Origin of the sequence: Bradyrhizobium sp. SZCCHNR1015, from assembly GCF_032489875.1 — a bacterium.
Lineage (GTDB): Bacteria > Pseudomonadota > Alphaproteobacteria > Rhizobiales > Xanthobacteraceae > Bradyrhizobium.
Genome location: NZ_JAUEYW010000011.1, coordinates 147,067 through 160,936, shown reverse-complemented (window position 1 = coordinate 160,936; position 13,870 = coordinate 147,067). Strand labels below are relative to the sequence as shown.

General features: G+C 65.8%; 13 protein-coding genes. 3 read left to right on the top strand and 10 right to left on the bottom strand.

The genetic code is table 11. From position 1 onward, the window contains the following. Nucleotides 1-29: 29 nt before the first annotated feature. The 4 genes from QX128_RS19820 to QX128_RS19805 all read right to left on the bottom strand — a co-directional run bounded on the left by QX128_RS19820 (nt 30) and on the right by QX128_RS19805 (nt 5,933). Nucleotides 30-764 carry a thioredoxin family protein gene (locus QX128_RS19820; RefSeq protein ID WP_316178290.1) on the bottom strand — a complete coding sequence of 245 codons (735 nt, stop codon included), beginning with the start codon at nt 762-764 and terminating at the stop codon, nt 30-32. A 707-nt stretch (nt 765-1,471) separates the two neighbouring features. Continuing rightward, on the bottom strand, nt 1,472-3,172 hold the full coding sequence (locus QX128_RS19815) for a response regulator (protein ID WP_316238286.1): 1,701 nt from the start codon (nt 3,170-3,172) through the stop codon (nt 1,472-1,474). Beyond that, nucleotides 3,162-4,688 (bottom strand): ATPase domain-containing protein, encoded by a 1,527-nt coding sequence (locus QX128_RS19810; protein WP_316238285.1) that lies wholly within the window; start codon nt 4,686-4,688, stop codon nt 3,162-3,164. Before QX128_RS19810 ends, QX128_RS19815 begins: the two co-directional genes overlap by 11 nt. Nucleotides 4,689-4,898: 210 nt before the next feature. Next, a complete protein-coding gene (locus QX128_RS19805; RefSeq protein WP_316217253.1) occupies nt 4,899-5,933 on the bottom strand; it encodes a YihY/virulence factor BrkB family protein in 1,035 nt (344 codons plus the stop codon). A gap of 358 nt (nt 5,934-6,291) precedes the next feature. Between QX128_RS19805 and QX128_RS19800 the strand changes: the two genes are divergently transcribed. Next, on the top strand, nt 6,292-6,537 hold the full coding sequence (locus tag QX128_RS19800) for a DUF3551 domain-containing protein (RefSeq protein WP_315802253.1): 246 nt from the start codon (nt 6,292-6,294) through the stop codon (nt 6,535-6,537). A gap of 354 nt (nt 6,538-6,891) precedes the next feature. Continuing rightward, complete coding sequence (locus QX128_RS19795; protein ID WP_316178281.1) at nt 6,892-7,782, top strand: hypothetical protein; 891 nt, start codon at nt 6,892-6,894, stop codon at nt 7,780-7,782. A gap of 83 nt (nt 7,783-7,865) precedes the next feature. On the opposite strand, the gene QX128_RS19790 is transcribed toward QX128_RS19795, so the two are convergent. The 6 genes from QX128_RS19790 to QX128_RS19765 all read right to left on the bottom strand — a co-directional run bounded on the left by QX128_RS19790 (nt 7,866) and on the right by QX128_RS19765 (nt 13,218). Beyond that, nucleotides 7,866-8,357, bottom strand: a complete 492-nt coding sequence (locus tag QX128_RS19790) for a GNAT family N-acetyltransferase (RefSeq protein ID WP_316238284.1) — start codon at nt 8,355-8,357, stop codon at nt 7,866-7,868. Nucleotides 8,358-8,385: 28 nt separating this feature from the next. After that, entirely contained in the window at nt 8,386-8,658 is a 273-nt protein-coding gene (locus QX128_RS19785; protein WP_316178472.1) for a hypothetical protein, read from the bottom strand. Between the two features lie 285 nt (nt 8,659-8,943). Continuing rightward, entirely contained in the window at nt 8,944-9,474 is a 531-nt protein-coding gene (locus tag QX128_RS19780) for a DUF4142 domain-containing protein (RefSeq protein ID WP_409997912.1), read from the bottom strand. Between the two features lie 199 nt (nt 9,475-9,673). Beyond that, entirely contained in the window at nt 9,674-11,290 is a 1,617-nt protein-coding gene (locus QX128_RS19775) for an FAD-dependent oxidoreductase (protein WP_410053166.1), read from the bottom strand. A gap of 118 nt (nt 11,291-11,408) precedes the next feature. After that, a complete protein-coding gene (locus tag QX128_RS19770; RefSeq protein ID WP_316238282.1) occupies nt 11,409-11,897 on the bottom strand; it encodes a MarR family winged helix-turn-helix transcriptional regulator in 489 nt (162 codons plus the stop codon). Between the two features lie 1,075 nt (nt 11,898-12,972). Further along, a complete protein-coding gene (locus QX128_RS19765) occupies nt 12,973-13,218 on the bottom strand; it encodes a HypC/HybG/HupF family hydrogenase formation chaperone (RefSeq protein ID WP_315802248.1) in 246 nt (81 codons plus the stop codon). 131 nt (nt 13,219-13,349) lie between these two features. On the opposite strand from QX128_RS19765, the gene QX128_RS19760 reads away from it, so the two are divergent. Next, the gene (locus tag QX128_RS19760) at nt 13,350-13,850 is read left to right on the top strand and encodes a HyaD/HybD family hydrogenase maturation endopeptidase (protein WP_316238281.1); all 501 of its coding nucleotides are present in this window, start codon (nt 13,350-13,352) and stop codon (nt 13,848-13,850) included. Nucleotides 13,851-13,870: the final 20 nt, after the last annotated feature.

Below are 13,870 nucleotides of genomic sequence, written 5' to 3'. Positions count from 1 at the left end.
CTGCGCCGATCCGCCCCGCCCGTTTCGATCTACCGGCCGCAATGACAGTCTCGCGCGCCGGTTTCCTCATATTCATCGTGCAGGCGCACCCAATCGGAGAGATTGCCGCGGCCGGTCTCGTTGCGACCCTTGGGCGTGAGATCGAGATAGTGATAGGCGCCGATCAGCGGATCGCCGCCGCGGGAGCGGACCTGGAAGGTGCAGAAGATGGTGCCGGCATCGTCCTTGGTGAACACGGTCAGCCCCGGGAGCTCGGGCGACCTGCGCGTCAAGGGGGCGAAATTGTAGACGGCCTGGCCCGTCACGATCTGCTCGTCCGAGAACGAGACCTGAAAGTCGAAATTGAAATCACCGCCCTCGGATGACACCCAGTCGAACGCCCAGCCCATGCGCGCCTTGAACGGGGCGATCTCGGCGAGCGGCGCACGCGAGACGGCGACCAGGCTGACGTCGTGATGGCGGAGGTGCTGGTTGGCGCCGTCGATGTGGTCGCACAGGAACGAGCAGCCGGGACAGCGGTGCGGATCGCCCGGCGCCATCATGAAATGATAGACGATCAGCTGGCTCCGTCCCTGAAACAGGTCAGCCAGGCTCACGGGTCCATCCGCCGCCTGGAAGACATAGTCCTTCTCGACCCGGACCCACGGCAGCGCCCGGCGGGCGGCAGCCAGCGCATCGCGCTGCCTGATGAAGGCCTTCTCCTGGGTGAGGTGGGCGCGATGAGCTTCGGTCCATTCGTCCGCGGTGACTATTCTGGGGGTCATGTCTGGAGTCCTCCGTATCCTTCGCAGAGGACGATGCAAGGCTCGGCGGCCCGACACCGACGCCATCTATTTTGTCGGCAGGTCATCGCAGCGCGGCCGGGTGCAGCGAACCGCGGATCGACTGGACAAGGCCAGCTTCGGGCGCCCCCGCTCCCGTCTCAGACCGGCGTGCGCGCTCGACCTGATCCACCGTCTGCTCCCGTCCGTTTCGGGGCGGCCATGACAGACGTGTCGGATCAGAGCAGTGACTCCCGCAGCGGCCGGACCGAGCCGGCGCGCTGCCGCAGCTGCGGCCAACCGGCGCGCGCGGTTCAGAGCATCCTGAACCCGCGAACCGGCGAAGCGGCGCGTCTGTTCAATTGTACCGCCTGCGGATCTGTCAACTGGATGGACGACCGGCGGTGAGCAACCGGTTCGGTCGCGACTGGCTGCCGGCAAAAAAAATCTGATCCGCGAGGAACAAACCCGCATTCAGCCGTTTTCGATGATCGCGGGCTTCCCCGCTTCGAGCCGGCGGCAGAGGGATGATCGTGCTCCCACTGTGCAATCGCGCGCGAGCGACTCCATCCCTCCTCGACGAACGTCTGCCTCGAGGTCAGCTCCGATGACGGCCAGATCGGGCATGTCGCAGTTTCGGTGCTGATCGAGCGCGGTTGACGGCTGTGAAAGGTCCAAGGCCGCAGCTCGCTATCAGCGCTCCCAGCTCCCTATGAGGAAATGCGGGCCTGCGTCCAAACGTGGCCCATCTTCACCGCGTCGAGCGCGGCGGCCAGCTCATCGATGCGATACGGTTTCGACAGGATGCGGACGCCGGCCTCCTTGGCGGCGTGAACGGCAGCGCCGGAATAGCCGCTGGTCAGCAGGATCGGCATGTCGCCGCGCCGCTTCTGAATCTCGCGTGCCAGCTCGACACCATTCATGCCCCCCGGCATCATGACGTCGGAGAACACGAGGTCGACCGTGCGTCCGTCGGCGAGCGCGCCGAGCGCGGCCGCGGCGCTGGAGGCGCGGGTCACCTCATAGCCGAGCTGGCGCAGCATCTCGCCGACCAGGGCCGCGACCTCGTCGTCGTCCTCGACCAGGAGAATGCGGCCCTCATCATGCTGGCGCGCCCGCGGCCGCTGCAGGTCGAGGAGATGGTGCTGCTGCCTGGACGCCGCCTGCGCGGATCGCGGAAGGTACAGCGCAATCGTCGTGCCCTTGCCCACCTCCGAGTCGATGCGGACGGTGCCGCGCGACTGGGTGACGAAGCCGTAGACCTGGGCGAGTCCGAGCCCTGAGCCCTTGCCGACATCCTTGGTGGTGAAGAACGGCTCGAACACCCGCACCCGGACGTCCTCCGTCATGCCGGTGCCGGTGTCGATCACCGAGAGGCGGACATAGTCGCCGGCCAATTCGTCGTCCTGCAGGTTTCGCAGGTTCTCGGCCCGGACCAGGATCGTGCCGCCGGCCGGCATCGCGTCGCGGGCATTGACGGCGAGATTGAGCACCACGAGCTCGAGCTCGCCCGGATCGACCTCGACGGGCCACAGCGCGTCGGGGAAGTCGAACTCGACGTGCACGTCGCCGCGCAGGCTGCGGTCGAGCAGCTCGCGCATGCCGCCGATCTGGCGGGCAATGTCGACCGGCTCGGGCCGCAGCTCCTGCCGGCGCGAGAACGCCAGCAACTGCCGGGTCAGGCTGGCGCCGCGCTGCGCCGCCTGGATCATGCCGTCCATCAGGCGGCGGCGCCGCGCCGGATCGCCCTGGCGGTCGAGCATGTCGAGGCCGCCGGAGATCACCATCAGCAGGTTGTTGAAGTCGTGCGCCACGCCGCCGGTCAGGCGGCCGATGGCCTCGATCTTCTGCGCCTGGCGCAGCGTCTCCTCGACCCGTGCGCGCTCGGCCATCTCGATGCGAAGATGCTCGTTCGATTCCGCGAGCGCCCGGGTCCGCTCGACGACGAGCTGCTCGAGCTGCTGCGCCGCCTGCTCGCGCGCCTGGATCAGCGCGCGGATCTGGTATTGGCGGCGCCGCGCCCGCAGCGCCGATTGAACCGCGCTGGTGAGCGTGATCGGCTGGATCGGCCGTTCGAGCAGCGAGACGTTGCGCAGCGCACTCACGAGGTTGCGCCGCCAGATGACGACGGCGCGCTGCTCGCGGTGGCTGGTGAGCACAATGAAGGGCAGGTCGGACCAGGCCGGCTGGCGTTCGACCCATTGCGTGAGGGGAGCGGTGTCCTGAGCAAACAGCCCCTCCTCGGCAACGAAGACCGCGCCGACGCCTGCGCTCATCTCACGGAGCAGATGCGCCAGGTCCGAGCAGACCGCCGCCTCGATACTTGCGCTGCGGAGCAGCTCCGCCGATGCCGGTCCGTCCCGCCCGATCGGCGCGAAGACGAGGACACGGTGATCTTGCTCAATGCTCATCCCGCATGTCCATGTCGGGGAAATCCGTCCCGGTGAAGTGCGGATTGCCGGAGAAGATGCCGCTGAAATTCTTGAGCGGCGGACCGAGGCTGATGCCCGCGCTGCTCAGGCGAAATTCGCGAATGCTGTGCTCGTGGTGGCCGCTGCGCTTCTTGACCACCGACAAGGCGCGCCGAACCGCGCCGCCGACCTCGAAATAGCGCAGCATCAGGACGGCATCGCTGAGATAGCTGATGTCCAGCGGCGTATCCATCGGCCCGACCATGCCATGCTGCGCGAGCACCAGGATCGTCAGCACGCCCTGCTGGGCCAGATAGGTCAAGAGTTCGTGCATCTGCAGGATCAGAAACCGCTCGTCCGGCATCGCGTTGAGATAGCCGTTGAGGCTGTCGATGATGATGACGCGGGCATTGTCCTGCTCGACGCTCTGCCGGACGATGGCGCCGAACTCGCCCGGCGACAACTCGGCCGGATCGACCTGCTGAAAGCGGATGCGCCCGGACTCGATGAGTTCACCGAGCGGTATGCCGAGCGTCCGCGCGCGGGCTTCGACGGTGCCGCGGCCCTCGTCGAAGGCAAAGAATACGGCATGCTCGCCGCGCTGGGCCGCCGCGATCGCATAGATCAGCGCGACCGAGGATTTGCCGACGCCGGCGGCACCGATGAGCAGCGCGTTGGTACCGCGCTCCAGTCCGCCGCCGAGGAGCTGATCGAGTTCGGCATTGCCGCTCGGCGTGACATCGCCCGCGAACGTCCGGTGATGCTCCGCGGCGACGAGGCGCGGAAAGATCTTGAGCCCGCCGGACGCAATGGTGAAGTCATGGTAGCCGCCGCGGAACGCGATGCCGCGCATCTTGATCACGCGCAGCCGGCGGCGCTCCGCGCCGTAGTCGATCGCGAGCTGCTCCAGCATCACGACGCCATGCGCAACCGAGTGCAGCTGCAGGTCGTCCTGGGCCGACGACAGATCATCGAGCAGGACGACGGTACAGCTGCGCTTGGCGAAGAAGTGCTTCAACGCCAGCACCTGGCGGCGGTAGCGCAGCGGGCTCTGGGCCAGCAGGCGAAGCTCCGACAGGCTGTCGATCACGACGCGGCTCGGATTAATCCGCTCGACCTCGTTGAACATCAGGCTGGTGGTCTCGCTGAGCTCGACCTCGGCCGGATGAAAGACAGTGAGCTCACGCTCGGGGTCGAGCGTCGTTTCCGGCGGCACCAGCTCGAAGATGTCGACGCCGGCCAGCGACCAGCCGTGCCGCCGCGCCACCAGCTCGAGCTCGCGCCGGGTCTCCGACAGGGTGATGTAGAGCACGCGCTCGCCGCAGCTCACGCCCTTGAGCAGGAACTGCAGCGCGATGGTGGTTTTCCCGGTGCCGGGCCGGCCTTCATACAGATACAGGCGATTGGGATCGAAGCCGCCGCCGAGAATGTCGTCGAGGCCTTCGCTTCCGGTCGAAATGCGTGGCAGATCCGTGGGCCCGCCCTCGTCGCCTCCGCGAACAGGCTGCTCCGTCATGCAAAAGCTCCGTTATGACAATCGAGACGACGCGGCAGCGAAACCGATAACTCGGGGATTCGCGACGACCGGATAGGAACACAGTCGATCCGCCTCGGGTTCCCCAGTTCCATAGTTCCATCCCAGGCAGCGGGCGGTTCTACAGGATCGTGGCGCGGGCGCCATGCACGGCTGACGCCGATCGCACCCGTCTTCTCAGCCGACGGCCGATCAGCTCGCCCGGCCCACCGTGTCAGCCATCGCGGCGCCGCGGGTGCCGAGCGGCTGTGCGACGCCGGTGGTGGTGTCGCGCAGGGTCTGATGCTCCAATTCGGCATCGAGCTCGGCACCGATCAGGATCACGATGGCGGAGATCCAGATCCAGGTCATGAAGCCGATGGCGGCGCCGAGCGAGCCGTAGGTCGCGTTGAAGCTGCCGAAATTGGCCGCATACCAGGAAAACAGCGCCGAGCCCGCGAGCCACAGCGCCGCCGCCAGCGCGCTGCCCCAACTGATCCAGCGCCATTTGGGCTCCTCGCGGTCCGGCCCGTAGCGGTAAATCAGGGCCAGTCCGAGCGCGACGCAGATGAAGATCGCGGGCCAGCGGCCGATCCGCAGCACCAGATCGCCGGCCCCGGACATGCCGAGATAGTTCAGCAGCACCGGGAGCACGACGACGGCACCGATGGCGAGCAGCGCGAACAGGATCGCGCCGCCGGTGAACAGCAGCGAAATCGCGTTCAGCTTGATGAAGCCACGCCTCTCGGGTTCGCGATAAACGATGTTGAGCGTGTCGAAGAGCGACTTCATCGCCGCATTGGCGCTCCACAGCGAGATCGCGAGGCTGACGAGGAAGGTGATGCCGAGCGCCTGACGGCCGTTGGCGGAAACGCGCGTCAACTGGTCGCGCGCAATGTCGATGGCGCCGCCGGGCATCAAGCCCTGCAACTGTTCCAGATGTCCGGTGATTTTGGCCGGATCGGAGAACAGGCCGTAGATTGCCACCAGCGCGGCCAGCGCCGGAAAGATCGCCAGCAGGGTGTAGAAGGTCATGCCTGCGGCGAGCGCAATGATCCTGTGCTCGGTGACATTCTCATAGACCCGGAGCAGGACGTCCTTCCAGCCGCGCGCGGGAATCTCCGCGGGCGAACGCGCCAGCCGGCCGTGTCCAGCGCCGGCCCGGCTCGCGCCTCGCGAGCGCTCCGCCTGTTCGGGCCGCTGATCGAAATAGTGGATCAGGAACGCGAACCCGAGCAGAGCCAGCATCCCGCCGGTGCCAGGTGTGCGCGGGCGGCCCGCGAAAACGCTCAAAGAGTCGCGATGGGCGGCGTCTGACGTCTTGGATCGGCGAAACATGGGATCGGTCCATCACCAGCGGCCAAAAAGCAACCGGTGCGGTGGACGAATGTTCCGGCATCACGTCATGACTCGCGTTGCCAGGCTCCGCAACGGTGGGGCTGCCTCAGACCTTCAAGAGGCCAACTCGGGCGCCAACATCCAGACAATTTCGCCGGCCTGTGAACGCGTCGCTGCGGCGCCGACACAAAACAGTTATGTTGCGCGCGAGGAACGGGCCTGCGCACCCTCGCGTTGCAACGGGACTTTTCAACGCAAGGATAAACGCATGCGCCGCCTGTTATTTGCCTCGCTGTCCGCCACCGCCGTCCTCGCGAGCTTTGCCGCGATCTCGCCCGCATCCGCCGCCCAGGACCGCTACTGCCTGCAAGGCAGGATCTGGGGCTATCCGGGCAACTGCCAATTCTCCACCTATCGCCAGTGCCTGGCTTCCGCCTCCGGCACCGATGCCGGCTGCGGCATCAACCCCGCCTACGCCTATGCCCGGCAGCGCGGCTACGACCGACGCTATTGAGCGTGGACCGTTGCGTCAGCCTCTTGCGCGGTGCACGATCAGCGCCATCGATTGAGAGATGGCTAGCGGCGGGATGTCAGGCCCCCGTGCTCCCCCGGCCCTGTTCTATTGCGTCGCGCAACGGCACGATGATCCGTTAGCCGTTGTGGCAAGCCTTACTCCGGCGCCGGCAGTCGCGCGTGCTCTCCTCCTCCGCCGCCCGGCGCACGGAACATTGCGGCTCGCCGTCGCTTATACGGCGACCAATGTCCAATCGGAGGAGGATCATCATGGACGGACTGATTTATCTCGTGGGGCTGATCGTGGTCATCATGGCCGTTCTATCGTTCTTCGGCCTGCGTTGAGACGACGATCATGGCCATGGAAACTGCGCCGGTCGTCGCCTCACCCGTTTCAAGCGCGACGGCCGATAGCTGGACCCTGCAATGGACGCCGGTCGTTGCGGGAGCTTTGACCGCGGCGGCGGTCTCTTCGATCCTGATCAGCTTTGCCATGTCGGTCGGTCTCGGTGTCAGCTCCACCGCGCCGACATGGCGCGACGCCTCGGTGGCGCTCTGGCTCCTGTCCGGACTCTATCTGGTGCTGCAGGCGCTGATCAGCTTCGGCTGCGGCGGCTACATGGCGGGCCGCTTGCGCGCACCGCACGGGCTCGCCGAAAGCGAGGAGACCGAGAAGCGGGACGGCCTGCACGGCGTCACAGCCTGGGCGCTGGCGGTCGTGCTCGGCGCCACCCTGGCCGTACTCGGCGCGTCCGCGGCGACACGGACCCATCCGCTGACTACGCCGGCGACGGCCAATGAACCGTCGATCCTGAGCTATGAGCTCGACCATCTGTTCCGCGCGCCCCGGCGGGTACCCAGCCCGGATCTCGCCCCCGCGCGCAGCGAGGCCGGCCGCATCCTGCTCACGGCGTCGAGCCACAATGGCGTCAGCCCGGACGATCGCAGCTATCTCGTGCAGCTCGTCACCGGCACGACGGGTCTTGCTGCGCCCGATGCGGAGCGGCGGGTGGACAGCGTGATCGCAGAAGCCAAGAGCGCGATCTCGCATACCCGCGCCGGCACTGTCATCCTGGCGTTCTCGGTTGCCACCGCGCTGCTGCTCGGCGCCGTCGCCGCCTGGGCGGCTGCGGAGAGCGGTGGCCGTCACCGCGACGGCAAGCCTGTCACCGGATGGATGCTGCACGCCAACCGCTTCAGCCGGCGGCGCGACATGTGGCGGCGGCCAATGTCGATGCCGGAATAGAGCACATCAAGACCAGCGAGCGGCCCGGCCCATCGCCGGGCCGCTTCGCGTTGGACCGCCGCCGCGAACGAAGCGCGTGCAATTCAGGCGAGCCGCAGGATCATCAGGTTCGCGTCGCTGCCATAGCTGCCGGTCGGATCGGCAGCGGCTGTCTTGTCGACCGCAAATCCTTGCCTCTCCCAGAATGGCGTCGAGCCGTTGACGGCGATCAAGGACAGCGACTTCAGGCCGAGCGCACGCGCGTGTCGGATCAGCTCCTCGACGATCACGGTCGCCGAGCCGCTGCCGCGGGCCTCGGGCAGCAAGGCGAGATCGTGGATGTAGTAGGTCGCCGCAGCCGGCGGAATGCTGCCGATCAGCAGGTTCAAGGCCGGGGGCCGGCCGAGATGCCAGGGATGGCTGAGCACATAGCCGGCGATGCCCGCGCCCGTCCCACGCAGCACGCGGCAGCCATCAGGATGGAGACGCAGGCGCTCCGCGAAAACACTCTTGTCCTCGGGATAGTTCGGGTGCACGCGGGCGGCGATCTCATCGACATCAGCAAGATCGCCCGGCGCCATTGCGCGCCACCTCATGGTCTGGTTCTTTCTCACTCGCCCTTTCTCACTTGGCGAGCGCCAGCCAGCGCTCGCTGGCCGACAGCGCCGTCGGCCACAGGGCCTCCGTCGGCAGCCCCCGATGCAGTGCCTTGCCGACCTCGCAGATCGACATGAAGGCCGCCGAGCGCGCCTCCTCCACCTCGAGCGGCTGCTCCGCGCTCGGGCTGCGGACGAGGCCCATCAGGCCGTTCAACGTCTGCAGTGCCGCTTCCGGCGGGCTCGCCTTCGCCGCCCTCAGCGCAGCCACGATCTGCTGCGCCTTTTCCGATTCGGTCATCACGTCGGTCATCGTCTTTCGTTTGCCCGTGCCTCACGGGAGAATGCTAGCAGCCGGACGAAGGTCGGGCAATGCTCGGGCGGACGGCACTCCAATGCCGAACGCGCGGTGCCGACGTGCGATTTTCCGCCGGTCCTGGCTCGGCCCTCTTGCGATGCTGCTTCGCCAGCGTCTCGGCCGGCGTGCATTGGCGTCGTGATCTGCAACGCGTTCTTCAGATAGCGCGTTCTTTGGCGATCACGACGCCTCGACAAGGCGGAGGCATCGTGATCGCTCTGGCGCATGTCATTTCGCCAAGGATTTCGCCATGTCGAGGTGTTTCTGCAGCACCGGCACGGTCTGCTGGGCGAAGTCCGACAGCGGTGAGTTTGCCGCCGCCTGCTTCTGATACTTCTTGATATCCTCCTGGTGATCGCGAACCATCGCCTGCGCAAACGCCTGGTCGAACCGACCGCCGGACATGCCTTCCAACCGGTTGTAGATGGCCTTCTGCTTCCTGCTCGGCTCGGACGGCACCTTCATCCCGTTCTGGCTCGCAAGCTGCTGCGCCTTCTGCAGATGCTCGCTATGGTCCTGCTGCAAGGCCTGCCCGAACTGCTTGACCTGATCGCTCTGCCCCTTCTGCTGCGCCAGCTTGCCCATGTTCACCTCGGACATGTCGCCCTCGATCGCCTCGGTCATGAAATGCTGATCCTTGGCGGGCGACCGGCCCTTCGGAGCGGCGACCGCGCCGCCGGCCACCAACACGGTCACGGCAGAGGCGGCCAGGGCAATTCGGATTGCTCTCGTCTGATGGTTGTGGATCATCCTGCTCATCGTTGATCTCCGAGGGGTTCGACTCCTGATCGTCGCGACGGCAAGAGCCTTACCCGACGATCGTTCCTAAGCCCCGCGCGGCAACCCTGCAGAATGCTTCCGCGCGCAACGACGCGGCGGGTTCCAAATGCTGCGGCACAACCGTCCCTGCAGCACAACGTCCGCGACTTCTCGGTTTCGGACCCGCGCCATGCAGCGCTCAGTGAGTGCGTGCATCCCCGCCGAGCGCCCGAGCCAGCACGCCTCGAAGCAGGCCGGCCTGCGCCGCGCTCCCGCGCCAGGCCACGATCTGATCGGGACGGATCAAAGCGAGGTCGGCCTCGTAGAGATCGCGCAGGGCCCGCGGCAAGGTGACGATCTCGACGTCGACACGCAGCGGCCCCATGGCCTCACGTAGTTGATCCTCATCGAGGTCGCTGCCCTCACACCGCAACAGCGTCCATTCGAAGCCGAAGCGGTCGTACAGCGAGATACCTTGCTCCAGCCAGGCGTGCGGCGCGCGGCCGCCGGGACAGGCGCTCGGCACGTAGGCGTTGGCCGCATCCGGCGGCGGCCGGGTGCCATCGGGGATGATGATCGGTGAGCCATCATAGCGGCCGCCGAAGGTGACGCCGGGGATGTTGAACTCGGCGCGCGCATGCTGATCGAGATAGGCGCTGGCGACGCGCCGTGCCTCGTCGCCGGCCGCGGTCGCGTCCTCGATCTCGGGCACCGCGGCAAACAGGCCGAGCGAATCCGCAAAGCCGCGCGCGTAGTCGGTGTTGCGCAGCGCCACCGGACGGCGCTCGGCCTCGTAGCTGTCGAGCAGCGAGACGGGGCTCGCTCCCTTGACGACGCTCGCGATCTTCCAGCCGAGATTGACCGCGTCCTCGATCGCGGTGTTGTAGCCGAGCCCGCCGGTCGGCGTGAACAGATGCGCCGCATCGCCGCCAAGGAAGACCCGGCCGCGCTGCATGCTCTCGGCGACCAGCGCATGCCCCGCGGTCCAGGTGAGATGCGAAAGCACCTCGCAGGGAATGGGCGCACCGCAGGCGCGCTGGAACGCTGCCCGCGCATCGTCGGCGGTGACAGCGCTTTCGTTCTCGCCGGGCCGAAGCTGGGTGTGGAAAGCGAACTCGTCGCGTCCGTTCACCGCGGCCATGAAGGCGCGGCGGTCGCGGTTGAAGCAGACATACATCCAGGCCCGCGCATGCGGGACGCTGGCGTAGAACTCCGGCGAGCGCAGATAGACCGCGAGCATGCGGCCGCCCATGAAATCGCGCTGCACGCCCGTCGTTCCGCTATAGGTGATCCCGAGCGACTGTCGCACTTGGGAGCGCGGACCGTCGGCCCCGATCAGGAAATCAGCCGCGATCTTGAGGCGCGCGCCGTCGCTGACACGCTCGACCTCGGCGGCAATGCCGCCGTCGGTAACGGCATGGCCGATCAACCGGTGCCCGTAGTGCAACTGAATGCCCGCAAGGCGCGCGGCATGCCGGCGCAGGATTTCTTCGACGAATTTCTGCGACACCCGGTGCGGCAGCTCGGCCGCGCTCCATGAGCCGGACAGGCCCTTCACCAGTTCCGTCGCGCGCGCCGCGGACGGCAATTGAAAACGTGCCAGCTCATGCGCCGTGTAGCGCGTGAAATAAGCGACGTCGGTCGGGTAGTCCGCGGGCAGGCCGGCGCGCCGGACCTCGTCGGCGAAGCCAAGCCGGCGGAAATGCTCCATCGTCCGCGCCTGCGTCGCGTTGGCCTGCGGGTTGAACGCCGTTCCCGGCTTCTCGTCGACCAGGATTGCGGACACGCCGCGGCGGCCAAGCTCGTTGGCCAGCATCAGCCCGCACGGACCGCCGCCCACGATCAGCACCGAGGCGCTCAGACGTTCGATCACGGCGCTCCTCCTCGCAATGGAGGAATGCTAGCGCGCCCCGCGAATTAGTCAAGCCGCCTGACTATCTGGTGTCGTCGAGCGCGTCGAAGCGGGCGCCATAGGCCGACAATCCCTGCAGAATCGCGTCCATCGCGGCCTTGCCGAGCTCCTTGCGCATCTCGGCTTCCGCCACATCCACGGCATCGCCAAACGCCTCCAGCCATGTCAGTCCGGCCGGCGTGAAGCGGACGAGGCGCGCGCGCCGGTCGCTCGGATCGGCCTCGCGCGACACCAGCCCCAGCTCGGCGCATTGATCGACCAGTTCGCCCATCGCCTGCTTGCTCATCGAGGCCCGCCGCGCGAGCTCGGTCAGCCGCGTGCCCTCGACGTCGAGGTTGCGGGTGAGGCTGACATGGGCGATCCGCGTCTCGCCGTGACCGCTCTCCGCCATCAATTGGAGAACCCGGGATTCGAACCGGCGCACCGCATTGTTGAGCAGCCGGCCGACATTGGCGTGACGCCATGCCGTCTGCCCGGTGGGCCGCGCCTTGCGTTGATCTCGCGCTGTCATATCGGGACTACCTCGCCATATCGAACCACGCCGGGTCAACGTCGCAGACGCAAGGTGAAATCGGGAAACGCGTGAGATGTCACGCGAAGAATGGCCGGAACGGCAGGATTCGAGCCTGCGCCCCCAGCGTCCCGAACGCAAATAGCGAACGAAAAGGCCAATAGGGAAAATGAAGTTTGCTCGTGATTGATGACCATTTTCGCCGTCTGTTCACAGGGGTTCGGTGGTCAACCGGTGGCCGGCCTGCTCACGCGCCAGGCGAGCCCGCTCTACCGTCGCCGATGCAGATCGCTTGACCGCCGCCGCGTCCGTCGCCAGCTTCAGCAAATGTTCGCAATAGCCGCGAAGCTGGCCGTCAGCTCGTAGCAGCGCACGGCGCACGCAGTGATGCCACGCTTCGCCAGATCGGTAATCGTGCGGACGGTGACGCCGAACAGGTCCCAAGCGCGGCGCCGCCGATGGTCTCAGCCATGATCCAAATTGCATTAGGCCGAAACGAGATCGCGAATGAAATGGTGAGGCCACCAACTAAAACGGTTGCCCTATAGCATGACATGGCTCGACGTTCACCAAGCAATCCGCAAAATTGATTATTAGATCTACTATCTATTATGTCTTGATTTCGCGAGGCAACAATTGCTGCAACGGCAAGCGCCATGTGTGGGGCAAAATCTGCAACCCGTGCCACAAATCGAAGTATACTCGCATCTACCAATAGGCTCCGCCTTTATCGGCTTATGTGGAGCCCCTTTGGCATGTGCCACAGATAGGCCCAGTGGTATCAACACCGCGAGGAAGACAACCAATCGCATTGAACCTCCTTCTTGCTTGTCTTGCATCACATTCAAGAATTGAACTATAACGCAAACGCAACCCATAGAAACGGCATTTATCAGCCGCCGGTCAAATCAGGCCTCCGTTAGGGAACATCGGGTGTGCGGGTCAGATCGATCTCGGGACGTCGAAAATTTTCTTTTTTTGGTAAGCGATATGCCGGAAGGTGGCATCCCCAGCCCGAAGCGGATGCGCTGAACCGTGCCACCAGCGCCGTGGAGATATTCCACAGCCGGCGAGCTCATGTATTGCCGTGCATTGCGTCTTCCGCCGCAAGCATTTCGTCGAGGAGATCCCATGCACCCGACGCTTCGGCTTCCGACATCTTCCGGATGGCGTAACCGACATGAACCACGACGTGATCGCCGGGCTCGATAGCTTCATGCTGTAGCAAAAACAGACTCACCGTGCGCTCGATGCCTTTGGCCTCGCATCGCGCCATGACTCCGTCACTCTCCACGACCCGCATCGGGATGCCAAGGCACATCTCGGTTCCACCCGCAAATACTTGAGTCTGAAATCATAGCCCGATCGACGAACTCGATTTGACGTGGATCAAGATAAGGGAATCATATTCGCTGCATAGAATATGTGGCGTCTGATCTCGCGGGGATTTCCATGCGGACCAATGTCGCGGCGACCACCACGCTGGTGCTCGGACTCGGCAATATCCTGCTGAGCGATGACGGCATTGGTGTGCACGTCATTCGGGCCCTCGATGCGCTTGAATGTGCGGGCGAGATACCGCCTTGTGTTGCTCTGCGGGATGGCGGGACGCTCGGGCTGTCCCTGTTTTCGGAGATCGAAGATTTCGGCTCGCTGATCGCCGTCGACGCCGTGGAACTGGGCGCGAAGCCCGGCACCGTCAAGATCTTTCAAGGTCCGGAGATGGACCGGCAGCTCACGGGCAAGAAGCGGACGGCTCATGAGGTCGCGCTTGCCGACCTGATGTCGGCGGCGCGGCTGGCCGGCTGCGAGCCGGCGCGCCGGGCGCTGGTCGCAATTCAACCTGAATCCACCCAATGGGGCCTGTCGCTGACGCCCGCGGTTGGCGCGGCCATTCCCTCCGCGTGTCAGCAGATCAAAGCACTGCTCAGCAGGTGGCACCATGACAGTTGAAGCGGATGCCGCGGCAGGAT

What these genes read in the sequence shown, in the direction of transcription:
- QX128_RS19810 (WP_316238285.1), bottom strand. Translation starts at nt 4,688, where the DNA reads ATGACGGAGCAGCCTGTTCGCGGAGGCGACGAGGGCGGGCCCACGGAT.
- QX128_RS19805 (WP_316217253.1), bottom strand. Translation starts at nt 5,933, where the DNA reads ATGCTGGCTCTGCTCGGGTTCGCGTTCCTGATCCACTATTTCGATCAG.
- QX128_RS19765 (WP_315802248.1), bottom strand. Translation starts at nt 13,218, where the DNA reads ATGTGCCTTGGCATCCCGATGCGGGTCGTGGAGAGTGACGGAGTCATG.
- QX128_RS19800 (WP_315802253.1), top strand. Translation starts at nt 6,292, where the DNA reads ATGCGCCGCCTGTTATTTGCCTCGCTGTCCGCCACCGCCGTCCTCGCG.
- QX128_RS19780 (WP_409997912.1), bottom strand. Translation starts at nt 9,474, where the DNA reads ATGAGCAGGATGATCCACAACCATCAGACGAGAGCAATCCGAATTGCC.
- QX128_RS19795 (WP_316178281.1), top strand. Translation starts at nt 6,892, where the DNA reads ATGGCCATGGAAACTGCGCCGGTCGTCGCCTCACCCGTTTCAAGCGCG.
- QX128_RS19820 (WP_316178290.1), bottom strand. Translation starts at nt 764, where the DNA reads ATGACCCCCAGAATAGTCACCGCGGACGAATGGACCGAAGCTCATCGC.
- QX128_RS19770 (WP_316238282.1), bottom strand. Translation starts at nt 11,897, where the DNA reads ATGACAGCGCGAGATCAACGCAAGGCGCGGCCCACCGGGCAGACGGCA.
- QX128_RS19790 (WP_316238284.1), bottom strand. Translation starts at nt 8,357, where the DNA reads ATGAGGTGGCGCGCAATGGCGCCGGGCGATCTTGCTGATGTCGATGAG.
- QX128_RS19785 (WP_316178472.1), bottom strand. Translation starts at nt 8,658, where the DNA reads ATGACCGAATCGGAAAAGGCGCAGCAGATCGTGGCTGCGCTGAGGGCG.
- QX128_RS19815 (WP_316238286.1), bottom strand. Translation starts at nt 3,172, where the DNA reads ATGAGCATTGAGCAAGATCACCGTGTCCTCGTCTTCGCGCCGATCGGG.
- QX128_RS19775 (WP_410053166.1), bottom strand. Translation starts at nt 11,290, where the DNA reads ATGCTGGCCAACGAGCTTGGCCGCCGCGGCGTGTCCGCAATCCTGGTC.
- QX128_RS19760 (WP_316238281.1), top strand. Translation starts at nt 13,350, where the DNA reads ATGCGGACCAATGTCGCGGCGACCACCACGCTGGTGCTCGGACTCGGC.